The sequence below is a fragment of the Christensenella hongkongensis genome, from assembly GCF_000981035.1.
GTDB lineage: Bacteria > Bacillota > Clostridia > Christensenellales > Christensenellaceae > Christensenella > Christensenella hongkongensis.
In genome coordinates, this window is sequence record NZ_LAYJ01000131.1 from 106,722 (window position 1) to 122,448 (window position 15,727).

Consider the following 15,727-nt stretch of genomic DNA (forward strand, 5'->3'; position numbering starts at 1 on the left):
AAATATGGCTGCAATTACGTTCAAAAACATAGGGAAAAAATATAAACAGGGTGACGTTTATGCTGTGAAAGACGTGTCCATGAAAATTGAAGACGAAGAATTCGTTGTGCTGGTAGGGCCTTCCGGGTGCGGGAAATCGACGACGCTACGTATGATCGCTGGCCTTGAGGATATTACGGAGGGAGAGCTTTCTATCGGGGAGCGTATCGTAAACGGAGTGGAACCAAAAGACCGCGACATGGCTATGGTTTTCCAGAATTACGCCCTGTATCCGCATATGACAGTTTACGATAATATGGCGTTCGGTTTAAAGCTACGCAAAACACCCAAAGAAGAAATCGACAAACGGGTGAAAGAAGCTGCTGAAATACTCGACATTACCGAATACCTGAATCGAAAACCAAAGGCACTTTCCGGCGGACAACGCCAACGTGTAGCACTTGGGCGTGCAATCGTACGCAACCCATCCGTATTCCTGATGGACGAGCCTCTTTCGAACCTCGACGCGAAACTGCGCGTCACAATGCGTTCAGAGATACTCAAACTTCACAGGCGCCTGAAAACGACCTTCGTTTATGTTACGCACGACCAGACAGAGGCCATGACCATGGGAACCAGAATCGTCGTGATGAAGGATGGGTACATCCAGCAGATCGATACACCGATGAACCTGTACGAGCATCCGGCAAATCTTTTTGTGGCGCAGTTTATCGGCAGCCCGCAGATGAGCGTATGGAAGGGAAGACTCAGCAGGAAAAACGGAAAAGCCTTTGCCTGTATGTGGGGAAAGGAAATAGAAATTGACCGGGAACGGGCCGTCCAAATAAAAAAGGAGGCGTTTGGGAAGGAGGTCGTCTTTGGTATACGCCCGGAGGATATCAAAACAAAAGGGGAAACGCCTATCGAAATGAAGATAGAGGTAGAAGAGCAGACCGGCGCGGATATGTTCCTGATCGTGCTGCCGCCCGGCGGAAAAAGCGGACAGGAGCAGCTTAACGCCAGGCTTTCTTCCGGATATGCCGCAGGTGTTGGCGCTTCTGTCAATCTATACCTCGATACGGCCAAGCTTCATGTTTTCGATCCGGAAAGCAAAAAAACATTGATGGAGGTCTCAGAAAAAAATGAATCATAAAAATCGGTTTTTGATCAATCATACGGGCTTCCTGCCGGAAGCGTCCAAAAAATTTGTTTATGACGGCAATGCGGACTCTTTTACGGTATGCCGCTTACAGGATTTAAAGCTTACGCCGGTCTTTGAGGGCTCGTTTGAATGGCGCGTGCAATATGGTTCTTACGGCGTGGGAGATTTTTCCGGGCTTTGTGAGGAGGGGATTTACCGCATCCATACAGAGGATGGCAACAGCCGTTGCTTCGTCATATGGGAAAACGCATACGATCCTCTGGCGCGTATCCTTTTGAATTTTTTTGTCTGGCAGAGGTGCGGTGACGAACAGGGCTGGAACGGCGCGTGCCATACAGGCGACCATATTTTGTTGCGTTCGTCGCAGATGCGAAGCCTTACCGGGGGCTTCCACCAGTCCAGCGATTTGCGAAAATGGGTTTTTGGCACAACCTTGGGACTTTCGGCGCTCGCTGAATATGCACTGGAAGCGGAGCCTGCCCGGGACCAGAAAATAATCGGGGAAAATCTTTGGCATGGGGCAAAATACCTTCTTTCCCTCATTACGGAGGAAGGATGGCTTATCGACTGCACATGGATTCCGGAAGGATACAATACAAAGCTGGCGGGAAAGGGCTACGGTGATTACCGGTTCAGCTGGAAAAACAGGCAATACTATGAAAGCCCGAATAATGAGCCCTCACACTGGCAGACGATCAAATTTTTGGCGCTCGCTTCACGATACTTCAAAGAGAGCGATGCGGGTAAATCAGAAGAGTGCCTGGTGGGAGCGAAGGCTGTCTGGCGGTATATGCTTGGTCCCGGCAGCGAGATGCAAAATTACGATTTGCCGGCTTATCCGCCTTTGGGGCATGATGGTATGGCAAGGCAGTACCGGGGATATTATCAGGGTTCGGCCTTACGCTGCGCGGAGCTGGCGGGTGCGGCAATCAAGCTATTTGATGCTGAGCCCTGTATGGAATACCATGACGAAGCGGTTTTGGCCCTACGGCAACTGTCAAAACTTCAGGTTGGGGGCGACGTATCCCAAAATCCTGCGGCGGCATGCTTTTGGGAAGGGGAACATTCCGACTTTTTGGCGAATAACTATTATTACTTTTTTTCCACCTCAGTACCAATCGTATTGCTCGAAGCTGCGGAAACGTGGCCAGACGATCCGGACGCAGCCATATGGCAGGGCTGCGCCAGATTGATTGCAGAACAGCATAACCAAAAACACCGGGAAAATCCTTTTGGACGCGTACCCGCAACATGGCATACAGCCGGGCACGACAGGTTTGAGACGCCTGTTATTTTCAGCTACAGCACAGAACATGACGCAAGCCGTGATGAAACAAAGGGCGGTATCGCAAGCAAAGGGAACGAAGATTTTGAAGTGCTTTACAAGGAATACAGTTTTTGCTATAATCTTGATTTGATTGCGGCTGGCGTATTCCTCACAAAAGCGGCAAAGCATTTTGGAGAGCCCGAATATACACAGACTGCCCAGCGGCAGCTCGACTGGATACTCGGTGCAAACCGGTTTGACGCAAGCAATGTGGAGGGAGTTGGATATAACCAGCCGCACAGGGGTATTTTTGGTGAATTTTTTCCTCCGGTTCCTCAAATACCGGGTGCGGTATTCACCGGAATCACAGAGGAAAGCTTCGTTGAAGAGTCCTACGGGCTGGATAACGAGTATGATATGCCTATGGTTGGCTGGATGCTTTATCTGGTCTCCCAGATCGATGGAAATAAAAATAAGCGGTAGCGTCATGCGCTTCAGCAACCTGACCGGCGAAAGGAGGTGATGCTCCAGTGAATTTCCCGGATGAAACAACAGATCGTTTTTTGAAAGCGTATATTTACGCCGTCCATACTTTTTTTGCAGTTTGTAATTTTTTTATTGACCTCTACAAACCGCTATGCTATAATAAATATCGCTGACCGGGTAAGGGAAGCATTTGGATTTTGACCAGCAGGTTGCTGGTTCAGAACCTATTATAGGTTTCAATATGGAGAGATTCCCGAGTGGCTAAAGGGAGCAGACTGTAAATCTGCCGGCGACGCCTTCGATGGTTCGAATCCATCTCTCTCCACCAACTAAAAAAGCGCATATAAAAGCGCTTTTTTAAAAATTGCGGATATGGCGGAATTGGCAGACGCGCACGGTTCAGGTCCGTGTGAAGGCGACTTCATGCAGGTTCAACTCCTGTTATCCGCACCAAACCAATATAATCCGAACCTATTCCCAATTGGGGACGGGTTCGGATTTATTGTTTTCTTTGACCGCTACGAAGCGACCCATTTCCGCAACGGATTGGAGCGCAAGCCCACCTCCAAGCCGAGAGGCCCACGCAAGAAGAAGCAGACCCCGTAAACGCAAAAAGGGCGGGCGCTACCGTTTTCACGGTGCGCCCGCCCTTTTCGTCCTTACTCTTGTTTGGCCTCCTGCTTCTCCGCCTCCCGTTGCTTTTTCCATTCGGCAAACTCCCGCTGGCCCTCCTCGCTCTCGTAGAAAGCGAGAATGTCCGGCAAAAGACAGCGGGCAATTGCTTCAATCTTGTGCTGTGGAATGTCGGTGTTGTTGATTAGTTTTTTCCTTCTGCCCAAGTGCTACCTCCCGTTAGCATATTCAATTTTCAAGGTGCAAAGCCGTGTCACCGCTGCTGGTCTTTTGAATGGCCGTCCCTCCCTTGTTCCCGCAAATTGTGAAGCAGCTCCGGCGGAATGCTCTCCACAAACCGCCGAAGCTGCTCGTTTTCCTGTTTTAGCCTCGCGGCCTCCAACTGTTTCTTGATGCTGCTGCCATCCTTGACCTTTTCTTTCAATCCTTCATTCTCCTGCGTCAGAAAGTCGATTGTGGCTTGATACTTTTTCATCTGCCCCAAATGGCTTTCCAGCCGGGGGAAAAAGCGTTTCAGCAGTGCCGCCGCTTCATCCCGTTTTTTACCGGCGTTCAGCGGCGTAATCTCCGCCAACACCTTTTGAACTGCCGCCGCCTGTTTCGTTAAGTCAACCGACTGCTTGAACAGCCATGTGGGGATATGTTTTCTTCTGGTGACAAGGGCGCTCTCGCCCCGCTTGAGGACGGGGAACGCCTTTTGCATATGGGCGTGAAACTCGTCCTGCCATTGGGAAAGCTGCGCCCGGTTGCCCAAAATCTCCTTTGCTGACAGCCGCCCGTCCTCGGTGATGGGGGTGAAGCACAGGTGGAGGTGGGGCGTTTTCTCGTCCATATGTACCATAGCGGAGAAGATGTTGCCCCGGCCTATCTTCTTCTCCATGAAGGTCACAGCCTCGGTGAAGTAGGCTTGCACCTCTTTCTTGCTCCTACCCGTGAAAAACTCTGGGCTGGCGGTTATCAGCGTGTCCACGAATATGGTGCTGTCCTTCCGTGTGCGGCACCCCGCCGCCTTGATCCGGCTGTCGATCTCCCGCCGGTACTTTTGGGCGGGCTGGATAATGTGAAAGTTGTCCCTGCTCCTGCTGGTGTCAATGTCGGGATTGCTGGCATACTGCTCTTTGGTGCGCTCGTGGTGGGCTTCCAGCGCCCCGGCTGGCCCCGCCTTGTGTTTGGCGAAGCGTAGGATTGCGTGTTGTGCCTTTTGCGCCATTGTACCTCCTTGTAGAAAGATAGAACCCCGTTTCCGGGGTCTTAAAGGGATTTATACTGCCCTGCTTGTTTTTCGCTGGAAAAGTCTTGATATATCAGCCTTTTTCGGGTTCCATTTTTCTACTCTCCGCCCGCTTCTTCCTCGCGTGTTCGGCCTTCTGCCGCCGCTGTACTTCCGCTTTGCAGCTCTCGCAGTATTTGGCCCGGTTAGAGGACGAAGAAAACGCCTTGCCGCACCGTTTACAGTGCTTCAAGGCGTCGTGCTGGAAAACCGCCGCTTCCAATCCTTTCCCTTCCTTGTCCTTCAACAGCACATGGCGGAAAAACTTGCAGCAGACGGAATAGGAAATGCTCTGGGGGCAGGTCACTTCCTCGCCTCTGTCCAGATAGAGGCAATTCCCGCTGTCGTAGTAACTGCACAGGCCCTTGATGAGCCGCAGCGCCTCCCGCCGCTGTTTGGCATCCATGCGGTATAGGGAGCCGTCTGGCCTGCGTTCAATGGGCGGAAAATCTTTGATGTTGAACATTCGCACCTTCTTTCCTCTTATTTGGGGCGCAGAAAAGCCACGCTTGCCATCTCGGCTTGCGTGGCTTTAGCACCCTGCTTCTTTCTCGTATTGGATAAACCGCTTTTTGATGGCCTCCATCCGCTTCACGACCCCGCTGTGATTTTTGTATCCCAGCTTGTCCGCGATTTCCTCGTAGGTATGGCCCTCCACCCGCAGTTCCAAAATCGCCATGTCCTTTTCGGATAAGGTGGCCTTGAACCGTTGGCAGAAGTCCTCCGCCTCTACCTGTTCCGTAAAATCGCCGGAAGCCTCTGCGATCTCATGGATGCCGCTGTTCTCGTCCTCTATGCAGGCTTCCAGCGAAACCGTCTGCACCCTCTTGGAACGGGTGTGATACCATTTCCGCAAGAAGTCCTTGCGAACATTGGTGTCCCACGATTCAAAGTCCTCGTCGCAAGGTATCTCCCGCACCACGTCTAAAACAGGCTGCCAACCTTGTTCCTCGACAACACGTTTGACCGCCAGCGAGAAAACCTCCGAAACATATTCCGGCTGGAAGAAAGGGATGGGCGTATGGGGCGGCAAACGAAACAAGGCTTGCACTCCCCAGCCGGTGATCTGCTCCACGCCCTTGACCCACAGCGGCAGGGCGTAGGACAGACGCCAAATGGGACACCAGCCGGTATAATGCTCCTTCCAGCCGCCGAAACCGAAGTGGGGAAACGCAAGGGAAGCGGCGGCGTCCATGATTTCCTTAAGAAATTGATCGCTGTCGATCAGCGAGATCAGTTCCTCCGAAGCGGCTAAAGCAGCCAAATCACGCGGCAGCCTACGAAGGGTAGGGCATTGGGCGAATAAATCTTCCGGCAGGAAATAGGCCAAAGGCAGATAGCGGATGTTGCTGTCATAGGGAAACTGGACAAGCGAAGGGTCGTTCATGGGGTGAACCTCCTTTCCTTTGAAATCAGATGAAGTTCATCTATTAATTTACGACATAAGTATATACTTTTTGTTCCTGTATTGCAAAAATATTTTTTGGAGGTTGTGTAGCAGTGCTTCACTCTGATGTGTTCAGTGCAAAATTATGTTGGAAATTGCCATCACTTATGCTACAATTATTTTGAGTTTTTGTGCCCATAACAGTATGGCAAAGGGGAATGTGCATGGATAAGAAAAAATTGACAGAACAAGAAATCCGCACAAGATATATTACCCCTGCAATATCGAAGGCGGGTTGGTCTGCTTCTCAGATACGGGAAGAATATCCTATTACGAAAGGCCGCATCATTGCCAGAGGTGGTACATATAAGCGCGACAAAGCTAAATTTGCAGATTATGCTTTATTCATCAAGCCGCATATTCCACTGGCTATTGTTGAGGCAAAGAACAACAATCATGCTGTTTCTGATGGAATGCAACAAGCCCTTGATTATGCGGAGCGGCTGTTGATTCCGTTTGTATTCACATCCAATGGTGACGGGTTTACTTTTCATAACCGCATGAGCGGCGGAGGCGACAGAGAAACATTCTTGACCCTTGAACAATTTCCATCCCCTGAAACACTCTGGACGATGTATCGAGAGGGTACTGGGCTTACCGCGCAGCAGGAAGCAGTCATTACAGAACCCTACTATACGGCACGGGAAGACCGAACGCCAAGGTACTACCAGTTAAATGCCATCAATTTAACTGTTGAGGCGATTGCGCGTGGGCAGAACCGTGTCTTGTTGGTGATGGCAACTGGCACAGGTAAAACGTTCACAGCATTTCAGATTATTTGGCGCTTGTGGAAATCTGGTGTGAAAAAGCGTATTTTGTATTTGGCTGATCGCAACGCTTTAATTGATCAAACCTATGTAAACGATTTTTCACCGTTTAAGGACAAAATGACGATTGTTCGCAATCGCAAGGTTGATAAATCTTATGAAATCTATCTGGCATTGTATCAAGGTTTAACCGGGGATGGCGACAAGGAAATTTTCAAGCAGTTCTCTCCGGGATTTTTTGATTTGATTATCATTGATGAGTGCCACCGCGGCAGTGCAAAGGAAGATAGCGAATGGCGCGCTGTATTAAACTACTTTACCGCAGCAACGCAAATCGGTTTGACCGCAACACCGAAAGAAACAAAGGACATTTCTAATGTTGATTACTTCGGAGAGCCGATTTATACCTATTCTCTCAAGCAAGGTATAGAGGACGGCTTTTTAGCGCCGTATCGTGTCATTCGTGTTTTGCTAGATAAGGATGCAGAAGGATTTCGCCCCTACAAAGGTCAAACTGACAAATATGGAAATGAAATCCTTGACCGGGAATATAACACGAAAGACTATGATCGCGAATTGGTGTTGGAACAACGAACCCGCATGGTTGCAAAAGTTGTGTCCAACTATCTTAAAAAGCATAATTTGCGCTATGACAAGACCATTTTCTTCTGTGTCGATACCGAACATGCTGACCGTATGCGTCAAGCGCTTGTCAACGAAAACGCCGATCTTGTAAAAGAAGACGAGCGCTATGTCATGCGCATCACCGGCGATGATGACATCGGCAAAAAGCAGATTGATGCCTTCCGCGATGTTTCAAGCCGTTATCCTGTGTTGGTGACCACTTCTAAATTACTTACCACCGGCGTGGATGTGCAGATGGTAAAGTTTATTGTGCTTGATGCCAATATCAACAGTATGACGGAGTTCAAACAGATCATTGGTCGAGGAACCCGTGTGCGCGAAGACCTCGGCAAAATGTTTTTTACTATTTTCGATTTTAGAGATTCTACACGACTTTTTGCTGACCCGGACTTTGACGGCCCAGTTGAGCAGGACGATTCTTTCACGCCATCAGAGGATGGACAAATCCCCGACCTGCCCGGCGATCCGCCAACGGACCCAGAAGAACCAGATTTTCCTGAGGACCCGGAATATCCTGGGGCAGGGGACGAGGAACACAAGCACGAGCGCCGTATGAAATACTTTGTTGACAATGTAGAAGTGACCGTACTCAAACAAAGGGTTCAATACATTGACAAGGACGGCAAGCTGATTACAGAATCCCTCACTGATTACACCAAGCGCAATGTCCTCGACCAGTATGCGACCTTAGAGGATTTCCTCACCGCATGGCACAGTGCGGAGCGCAAACAGGTAATCCTTGATGAGTTTGCAAGCCAAGGCGTGCTTTTGGAAGAATTGCAGGAGCAAATCGGCCGAGAGTTTGACCCCTTTGATTTGGTGTGTCATATTGCCTACGACCAACCGCCGCTTACCAGAAAAGAACGCGCTAACAACGTGAAAAAACGCAACTATTTTACTAAGTATGGCGAACAGGCGCAAGCAGTCTTAAATGCTCTATTGGAAAAGTATGCGGACTCTGGCGTTGTTAATTTGGAAAGCATGGATGTGTTGAAGGTAAATCCCATTAGGGAATTTGGCACGCCGCAATTCATCGTGAACAAGATTTTTAAGGGAAAGGCTGATTTTACCGCCGCCCTACGCGAATTAGAAAGCGAACTGTACGTCGCTTGACATAGGAGGAAACCACGATGGCCGTTTCAGGCACTACAAAAGCGCTCAAGGATATCATGCGCATAGACGCTGGTATCAATGGCGATGCACAGTATATTGAGCAGATAACATGGATGCTGTTTCTAAAGGCTTTTGACTATAAAGAACAGGAATGGGAACTGACAGAGGATGACTACTATCCCATTGTTCCAACGGAATATCGTTGGGGCACTTGGGCTACCGACGCCGAAGGGACAACCGGCGACGCTTTGCTTGCGCACATTGACGCTATGTTCTCCGCTTTGCGTGGCCTTGATATCAGCGACGACCCAAAGCACCGCAAATGGCTTATTAGAAGCATTATGGAAGGCGTCAACAACTTTATGAAGTCCGGTACCCTGCTGCGCCAAGTCATCAATAAAATCAATGCTGATATTGATTTCGACGCAATGCCTTCCGGCCACCTGTTTAACGGTCTGTACGAAACCATGCTGAAAGACTTGCAAAGCGCGGGCAAATCCGGCGAATTTTATACGCCGCGCCCTGTTACCCGCTTTATTGTGGAGCAGGTCAATCCAAAGCTGGGCGAAACAGTCCTCGACCCGGCCTGTGGAACAGGCGGATTTTTGACCAGCGTAATTGATCGTTTTACTGTCAACACAACCGAGGAATATAAAACCTTGCAACGCACGATTAAGGGCATTGAGAAAAAGCCTTTTCCGTATCTGCTTTGCGTCACCAACCTGATTGCACACGGCATTGATGTGCCCGATATTCGCCACGATAATACCCTGCGCACCCCTACGACAGATTATACAGCGAAGGACAAGGTGGATGTTATTGTCACCAATCCGCCGTTTGGCGGCGCAGAGGAAAAAGCGATTTCGCAGTCTGTTCCCGCAGAGCTGCGCAACTCTGAAACTGCCGATTTGTTTTTGGTGCACATGATGGCACTCCTAAAAGACGGTGGACGCTGTGGCCTCGTTTTGCCAGATGGCTTTCTGTTTGGGACTGGTGTTAAAGCTGCCATCAAGAAGAAGTTGCTGGAAGAATGCAATCTACACACCATTGTTCGCTTGCCCAAGGACGTATTTGCTCCCTATACAAACATCAACACTAACTTGCTGTTTTTCACAAAGGGAACTCCTACAAAGGGCATCTGGTACTACCGACTGGAAACGCCAAAGGGGTATAAACATTTTTCCAAAACCCGCCCCATGTTGGATGAGCACTTCCAGCCGGTACGTGATTGGTGGAAAAACAAAGTGGAAAGCGATGTGTCGCAGTTTGTGCCAGCGGAAGATATCGCCGCCGCTGACTATAATCTGGATTTCTGCGGTTTCCCGCATGATACAGAAGAAATCTTGCCGCCGGAGCAGTTTATTCCGCAGTATCTAAATGAAAAGGCCGTTCTTTCCGCCCGCATTGAGGAAATCTTAGGGCGCATTTCTGCTGCCATGACGCAGGAGGACATGCTATGAAAGCCGCAGATTTGAGAAAGGCAATTTTACAGGCGGCAGTTCAGGGCAGGCTGGTGCCACAGGATAAAAACGATGAGCCTGCATCCGAATTGCTCAAACGGATACAGGTTGAAAAAGCTGCACTTGTTAAAAATGGTAAGCTAAAAAAAGAAAAGCCTTTGCCGCCAATTACAGAGGATGAAGTTCCATATGACTTGCCAAATGGCTGGACATGGTGTCATGTCGGTGATATAACGGTAATTAATCCAAGAAATTCTTTAAGCGATGAGATAAAAGTTTCCTTTCTCCCCATGTCATTGATTTCTCAGGAATACTTCGGTGGGCATCAGCAGGAAATTAGATTTTGGGAAGAAGTAAAAAGTAATTTTTCTCATTTTGCGGAAGGCGATGTTTTGCTTGCTAAGATTACGCCATGTTTTCAAAACGGGAAATCTTGCATTGCACATAATCTCTTATCTGGATACGGAGCAGGCACAACAGAGCTTCATGTTTTGAGAAGTATCTTGGTAGATTCTCAGTATCTGCTTTTATTTTTGAAAAGTCCAGTTTTTATCACGGTCGCTGCCAAGAACATGACTGGCACAGCTGGACAGCAGCGTGTGCCTACCAGCTATCTTAAAATGTTTCCATTTTCCGTTCCACCTCTTGCCGAACAGCAGCGCATTGTCGCTAAAGTTGACGAGTTAATGGCCATGTGTGACGAGTTAGAGGCCGCTGAAAAAGAATTGGATGCTCTGGAAGAACACTTTTTTGACTATCTGCCAAAGTCCATTTTGCAGGCGGCAGTACAAGGCAAGCTGGTGCCGCAGGATAAAAACGATGAGCCTGCATCCGAATTGCTCAACCGGATACAGGCTGAAAAGGCTATACTTATCAAAGAGGGCAAACTCAAAAAAGAAAAGCCCCTGCCACCGATTTCGGAAGATGAAATACCGTATGACCTGCCAGATGGATGGGTGTGGTGTCATATTGGTGACATTCATCAAATTATTCGAGGTATAACTTTTCCGTCTGCTGCTAAACATAACCAAATCGGTGCTGGATTGGCGCGTTGTGCAACGACGGGATCGGTTCAAAAGGAATACAATGAAGCCGCAGATGTATTCATTCCAATCGAATACGTTAAGCGTGAAGACCAGTGGCTAAAGGAAAACGACATTATTATGTCGACTGCAAATTCGAGAGAACTTGTCGGAAAAACATGTATTTGGCGTGAAAACAAGAAAAGAACTTTTGGAGGATTTCTTACCACACTCCGTCCATTGGGCGAAATAATAGCTGCCTATTCTTATTATGCTTTTAAGTATATGCAAGCTACTGGAGCCTTCAATATTTCGTCCACTCAGACAACCAACATTGCGAACATCAATAATGAAATATTGAAAAATACATTATATCCACTTCCTCCGATTGCAGAACAGCAACGCATAGTTGCCAAAGTAAATGAGCTGATGGCTATGTGCGACGAATTAAAGCATGTTGCCGAACCGCCGATCTGCCATGATAATGTGATACCGTTTCCAGAGGTACCAAAAGAAAAAGATGAACCGATTGCGATGGCCGCTCGCGGGGAAGTGGAGGGTATGTCCGACCAGGCAAAGCAAGCGATTGAAGATTTGTTTGGAGAGGATGGATGATGAACGTTGTCCCAACTCCTGCGGCAAAAGTAGAACAGGTTTTGGCAAGTATGGGAATCACCGATCCACCCGCCCTCCATTTAGATGAGATAGCAAAATCACAAAACATTCGTGTGGGCAAAAAAGAACTTCCCGATGATCCGAATCTCAGCGGTCTACTGTTGTTTCGCGGCGAGAAGCGCGCCATACTCATCAATACATTTATCCATAACACAGGACGCATCAATTTTACTTTTGCCCATGAGTTAGGGCACCATTTTTTGCAGCATTCCCCAACTTATTTCTCTGATGGGCAGCAAGGTTTTCGCTGTTCGCCGGAGGATATGCAAACCGGCATTCATTCCAAAGAAACAGAAGCCAATCGTTTTGCATCGGCTTTACTGATGCCGGAAGAACAGTTTTACCTTAGCATGGCGGGCGCGGTTTTAGACTATACCCTCATCAACAACCTTGCCCGACAGTTCTATGTTTCAAAGCACGCCTGCTGTAATCGTCTGCTTGAATTCACAAAAGAGCCTTGTATTGTGATTCGCAGTCAAGGCTATCTGATTACAGAAATAAGAGCTTCCGCAGCGGCCCGCCGCAAATTGCCAGCACTGAAACAGGTTCCGCCGGGTACTGTGTCCTACGAGGCAATCACAGCAAAGCGAAATCAAAATGCTTTTGAAGTAAGTGATTCTACAAAATGGTTCTTGAGGCCCAACTCATCTATTCAACTTTATGAGTGGACAAGGGGCGATTGGGAACACGGCGTGGCGATGACAATTTTGAGATGGTAAGCGGCTCACAAGCAAGTATACCTGCCGCCGCTCTCTGAAACCGAACAGGATTTTTGTTCACTTCCGTTCACAAAAACCTGTCCGCTTTCCTGCCGGTGAAAACGGGCGTGTCCATACACGACACCCCCGTTTCCCTCGTCAGCCGCGCCAGCAGGTATAACACACTACACTTTGCTTTGCAAAGTCGTGTGCCAAAGGGTACCCCTTTGGAAACCCCGGTTTTGTCGGCGTGTGGCCACAGATCGCATCTCTGCGCCTGTGTCCCCACCCCTCCAAAACCCAAAGAAACGGCGCACATCAGCCCACCCCACGGGCCGATGTGCGCCGCTTCTTTGTTCGGCCTGCGGGCCGGGACGAGGGATTGCGGTTGCACTTTGAGACGCAAAAAATGCGTTTTGTTTATGCGATTTTGATGTTGGAATATATGTCGTATTGTGGTATAATTATAGTATCAGATAGGGGGCGATTTGCTTGAAAGTAGTTGCAGAAAGAATACGAAGCCTGCGGGAAAGTGCAAGGCTGTCACAGGTAAAGATGGGGGAAATTGTAGGTGTAAGGCAGTCCAGCCTAAACCGCTACGAGCAAGACCAGTCCTCTCCCAGCTATGAAACCCTTGTGCGCTATGCAGATTATTTTGATGTGTCGCTGGACTATATTATGGGGCGCACCGATGACCCACAGGGCAAGCTGTACGAGTGCAAGCCCAAGTTTGAGGAAAGCGACCCGGGGATGGAAAAGTTTGTGGAGATGTGCTTTGACCCTAAATCGCCCATGAACGACCGCTTGAAGAAAACCCTGTTGACGATGTTGCGGGAGGGTAAGAAATGAAAGCTGTGATATACGCCCGCTATTCCTCCGACAGCCAGCGGGAAGAAAGTATCGAGGGCCAAATCCGGGAGTGTACCGCCTTTGCCGAGAAGAACGGCATCACCATCCTGCGCCACTACATAGACCGGGCCTTTTCCGCTAAGACGGACAACCGCCCGGAGTTTCAGAACATGATAAAAGGCAGCGGCAAACGCCTGTTCGATATGGTTATTGTCTGGAAGCTGGACAGGTTCGCCCGGAACCGCTACGACAGCGCCCGGTACAAGGCCACACTGAAAAAGAACGGCGTGAAAGTCGTGTCCGCCACCGAGGTCATTTCAGACGGGGCCGAGGGCATCATTTTGGAAAGCGTGTTGGAGGGGTATGCCGAATACTACTCCGCCGACCTGTCCGAGAAGGTAGTCCGAGGCATGACGGAGAACGCCTTAAAGACCAAGTACAACGGTGGCACCCTCCCTATTGGCTATCTAATCGACAGCGAGCGGCATTTCCAGCCTGACCCGCTGACCGCCCCTTTTATACTGGAAGCCTTCCAGCGTTACGACGAGGGGGACACCATGACCCAAATCCGGGACTGGCTCAACGAGCAAGGCGTGAAGAATACGAGGGGCCAAAAGCTGACCTATAATAGCGTCCAGCACCTTTTGAACAACCGCCGCTATATCGGGGAGTATACCTACCGGGAAATAGTAGTCCCGGAGGGCATACCCGCCATCGTCCCCCAAGACCTCTTTGACCGGGTGCAGGAAAAGCTGGCGAAGAACAAAAAGGCCCCGGCCCGTCACAAGGCCGAGGACGATTACTTATTGACAACCAAGCTGTTCTGCGGCTATTGCGGGGCGTATCTCTGCGGCGAGAGCGGCACCAGCCGCACAGGGAATGTGCACCACTATTACAAGTGCGTATCTGTGAAAAAGAAGCGTACCGAGTGCCACAAGAAGTCCGTCAAGAAGGGATGGGTTGAGGATTTGGTAGTCAGCGAAACCATGAAGCTGGTGATGGACGATACCGCCATTGAGGCCATCGTGTCCATGCTGATGGAGTTGCAGGACAGGGAGAATGTGAACTTGCCGCTGTATGAGCAACAGCTACGGGAGGCCGACACTGCCATTCAAAACCTGCTCAACGCCATCCAACAGGGTATTCTAACCAAGTCCACCAAAGGACGGCTGGAGGAATTGGAGGCCACGAGGGAGGAACTGGAAATCCGGATAGCCTGTGAAAAGCTGGCGAAGCCCAAGGTGAGCGCCGAGTTTATGACCTTCTGGCTCCACCGCTTCCGTAAGCTGGACGTGCGGCATAAGTCCCACCGCAAGATGTTGATTGATACTTTCGTCAACGCCATTTTCCTCTATGACGATAAAATGGTGATTACCTTCAACTACAAGGAAGGGACAACCGCCATCACCTTTGACGACCTAAAAGCGGCGCTGGACGGGAAGATTATGGGTTCGGATTTGGATTGCTTAACGGCACCAAAACCGTTCTTCATACAAGGGTATGCAGAACGGTTTTTTATGGTGCTTAAGCGTAAATAATCCTGCGGTTCTACCGCAGGAAGAGAAAAAGAGCTTTAGCATGAGAAAAACCTCCGAGTGTACAATTAGTAAAGGTTTGGCAACCGCATTACTAAAAACACGAGGAGGTTTTTGACATGAGTGAAATAAAAAGTTCAGCACATTCAAAATGGAGATGTCAATACCATATAGTATTCGCGCCCAAGTATCGGCGAAAAGAAATCTATGGGAAACTGAAGTCGGATATCGGCCAAATCTTGAGAAAGCTTTGTGCAGAGAAGAAAGTGGAAATACTCGAAGCAGAAGCTTGCCCAGACCACATCCATATGTTGGTGTGTATCCCACCGTATCTAAGTGTAGCACAGTTTATGGGATTTCTCAAAGGTAAGAGCAGTCTTATGATTTTTGACCGGCACGCTAATTTGAAATACAAATACGGCAGTAGACACTTCTGGAGCCGGGGATACTTTGTAGATACGGTAGGACGCAATGAACGCGCAATCAAGGAATACATAAAAAATCAACTGGAAGAGGACTATATAAAGGATCAAATTACGATGAAAGAGTATATGGACTCGTTTACAGGTAACAAGACCAAGTAGGCAAAAAAGACAGCCGCTTAAGCGGCTGCCCGAGATAGTAATGCGGTGTCAAACTTCGATGCCCCTTGAGGGGCTAAGTCCGCAATTCGCCCTTCCAGGGCGAGCGCAAACCACCAGTTTACTGGTGGTTATGAT

The 15,727-nt window shown here is 49.1% G+C and carries 14 protein-coding genes and 2 tRNA genes; 11 read left to right on the forward strand and 5 right to left on the reverse strand.

The window, feature by feature from the left end; translation table 11 throughout:
- The first annotated feature begins 4 nt into the window (after positions 1-4).
- The 4 genes from CHK_RS14070 (at position 5) to CHK_RS14085 (ending at position 3,347) form a co-directional block, all read left to right on the forward strand.
- Entirely contained in the window at positions 5-1,132 is a 1,128-nt protein-coding gene (locus tag CHK_RS14070) for an ABC transporter ATP-binding protein (protein WP_046444698.1), read from the forward strand.
- Positions 1,122-2,891: a glycoside hydrolase family 9 protein gene (locus tag CHK_RS14075; protein WP_046444699.1), complete on the forward strand. Its 1,770-nt coding sequence runs from the start codon at positions 1,122-1,124 to the stop codon at positions 2,889-2,891. The genes CHK_RS14070 and CHK_RS14075 overlap by 11 nt, the downstream gene beginning before the upstream one ends.
- A 246-nt stretch (positions 2,892-3,137) precedes the next feature.
- Positions 3,138-3,222: transfer RNA gene (locus CHK_RS14080), tRNA-Tyr, on the forward strand.
- Between the two features lie 38 nt (positions 3,223-3,260).
- A tRNA-Leu gene (locus CHK_RS14085) sits at positions 3,261-3,347 on the forward strand.
- A 206-nt stretch (positions 3,348-3,553) separates the two neighbouring features.
- Here the strand turns inward: CHK_RS14085 and CHK_RS14090 are convergent.
- The 4 genes from CHK_RS14090 to CHK_RS14105 form a co-directional block, all read right to left on the reverse strand.
- Positions 3,554-3,733: a hypothetical protein gene (locus tag CHK_RS14090; protein WP_046444700.1), complete on the reverse strand. Its 180-nt coding sequence runs from the start codon at positions 3,731-3,733 to the stop codon at positions 3,554-3,556.
- 47 nt (positions 3,734-3,780) lie between these two features.
- Positions 3,781-4,737 carry a MobV family relaxase gene (gene mobV / locus CHK_RS14095; protein ID WP_046444701.1) on the reverse strand — a complete coding sequence of 319 codons (957 nt, stop codon included), beginning with the start codon at positions 4,735-4,737 and terminating at the stop codon, positions 3,781-3,783.
- Between the two features lie 94 nt (positions 4,738-4,831).
- The gene (locus tag CHK_RS14100; RefSeq protein WP_046444702.1) at positions 4,832-5,263 is read right to left on the reverse strand and encodes a cysteine-rich VLP protein; all 432 of its coding nucleotides are present in this window, start codon (positions 5,261-5,263) and stop codon (positions 4,832-4,834) included.
- Positions 5,264-5,329: 66 nt separating this feature from the next.
- On the reverse strand, positions 5,330-6,184 hold the full coding sequence (locus CHK_RS14105; RefSeq protein WP_046444703.1) for an RNA polymerase sigma factor: 855 nt from the start codon (positions 6,182-6,184) through the stop codon (positions 5,330-5,332).
- 224 nt (positions 6,185-6,408) lie between these two features.
- Between CHK_RS14105 and hsdR the strand changes: the two genes are divergently transcribed.
- The 4 genes from hsdR to CHK_RS14125 are packed head-to-tail and all read left to right on the forward strand — an operon-like array spanning position 6,409 to position 12,645.
- Positions 6,409-8,769, forward strand: coding sequence for an EcoAI/FtnUII family type I restriction enzme subunit R (gene hsdR / locus CHK_RS14110; RefSeq protein WP_046444704.1), 2,361 nt, complete (start codon positions 6,409-6,411; stop codon positions 8,767-8,769).
- 17 nt (positions 8,770-8,786) lie between these two features.
- Positions 8,787-10,229: a type I restriction-modification system subunit M gene (locus tag CHK_RS14115; RefSeq protein WP_046444705.1), complete on the forward strand. Its 1,443-nt coding sequence runs from the start codon at positions 8,787-8,789 to the stop codon at positions 10,227-10,229.
- Positions 10,226-11,866, forward strand: coding sequence for a restriction endonuclease subunit S (locus CHK_RS14120; protein WP_052740621.1), 1,641 nt, complete (start codon positions 10,226-10,228; stop codon positions 11,864-11,866). Before CHK_RS14115 ends, CHK_RS14120 begins: the two co-directional genes overlap by 4 nt.
- Positions 11,863-12,645 (forward strand): ImmA/IrrE family metallo-endopeptidase, encoded by a 783-nt coding sequence (locus CHK_RS14125; protein WP_235843846.1) that lies wholly within the window; start codon positions 11,863-11,865, stop codon positions 12,643-12,645. The genes CHK_RS14120 and CHK_RS14125 overlap by 4 nt, the downstream gene beginning before the upstream one ends.
- A 67-nt stretch (positions 12,646-12,712) precedes the next feature.
- On the opposite strand, the gene CHK_RS16760 is transcribed toward CHK_RS14125, so the two are convergent.
- Complete coding sequence (locus CHK_RS16760) at positions 12,713-13,018, reverse strand: hypothetical protein (protein ID WP_147554007.1); 306 nt, start codon at positions 13,016-13,018, stop codon at positions 12,713-12,715.
- A gap of 98 nt (positions 13,019-13,116) precedes the next feature.
- Here CHK_RS16760 and CHK_RS14130 point away from each other — a divergent pair, with 98 nt between their 5' ends.
- The 3 genes from CHK_RS14130 to tnpA all read left to right on the forward strand — a co-directional run bounded on the left by CHK_RS14130 (position 13,117) and on the right by tnpA (position 15,592).
- Complete coding sequence (locus tag CHK_RS14130) at positions 13,117-13,473, forward strand: helix-turn-helix domain-containing protein (protein WP_046444706.1); 357 nt, start codon at positions 13,117-13,119, stop codon at positions 13,471-13,473.
- Positions 13,470-15,011, forward strand: coding sequence for a recombinase family protein (locus CHK_RS14135; protein ID WP_046444707.1), 1,542 nt, complete (start codon positions 13,470-13,472; stop codon positions 15,009-15,011). The genes CHK_RS14130 and CHK_RS14135 overlap by 4 nt, the downstream gene beginning before the upstream one ends.
- Positions 15,012-15,127: 116 nt before the next feature.
- Positions 15,128-15,592 (forward strand): IS200/IS605 family transposase, encoded by a 465-nt coding sequence (gene tnpA / locus CHK_RS14140; RefSeq protein WP_046444534.1) that lies wholly within the window; start codon positions 15,128-15,130, stop codon positions 15,590-15,592.
- Positions 15,593-15,727 lie beyond the last annotated feature (135 nt).

Coding starts and splice junctions, on each gene's coding strand:
- CHK_RS14070 (WP_046444698.1), top strand. CDS start 5: ATGGCTGCAATTACGTTCAAAAACATAGGGAAAAAATATAAACAGGGT.
- CHK_RS14075 (WP_046444699.1), top strand. CDS start 1,122: ATGAATCATAAAAATCGGTTTTTGATCAATCATACGGGCTTCCTGCCG.
- mobV (WP_046444701.1), bottom strand. CDS start 4,737: ATGGCGCAAAAGGCACAACACGCAATCCTACGCTTCGCCAAACACAAG.
- CHK_RS14100 (WP_046444702.1), bottom strand. CDS start 5,263: ATGTTCAACATCAAAGATTTTCCGCCCATTGAACGCAGGCCAGACGGC.
- CHK_RS14105 (WP_046444703.1), bottom strand. CDS start 6,184: ATGAACGACCCTTCGCTTGTCCAGTTTCCCTATGACAGCAACATCCGC.
- hsdR (WP_046444704.1), top strand. CDS start 6,409: ATGGATAAGAAAAAATTGACAGAACAAGAAATCCGCACAAGATATATT.
- CHK_RS14115 (WP_046444705.1), top strand. CDS start 8,787: ATGGCCGTTTCAGGCACTACAAAAGCGCTCAAGGATATCATGCGCATA.
- CHK_RS14120 (WP_052740621.1), top strand. CDS start 10,226: ATGAAAGCCGCAGATTTGAGAAAGGCAATTTTACAGGCGGCAGTTCAG.
- CHK_RS14125 (WP_235843846.1), top strand. CDS start 11,863: ATGATGAACGTTGTCCCAACTCCTGCGGCAAAAGTAGAACAGGTTTTG.
- CHK_RS14135 (WP_046444707.1), top strand. CDS start 13,470: ATGAAAGCTGTGATATACGCCCGCTATTCCTCCGACAGCCAGCGGGAA.
- tnpA (WP_046444534.1), top strand. CDS start 15,128: ATGAGTGAAATAAAAAGTTCAGCACATTCAAAATGGAGATGTCAATAC.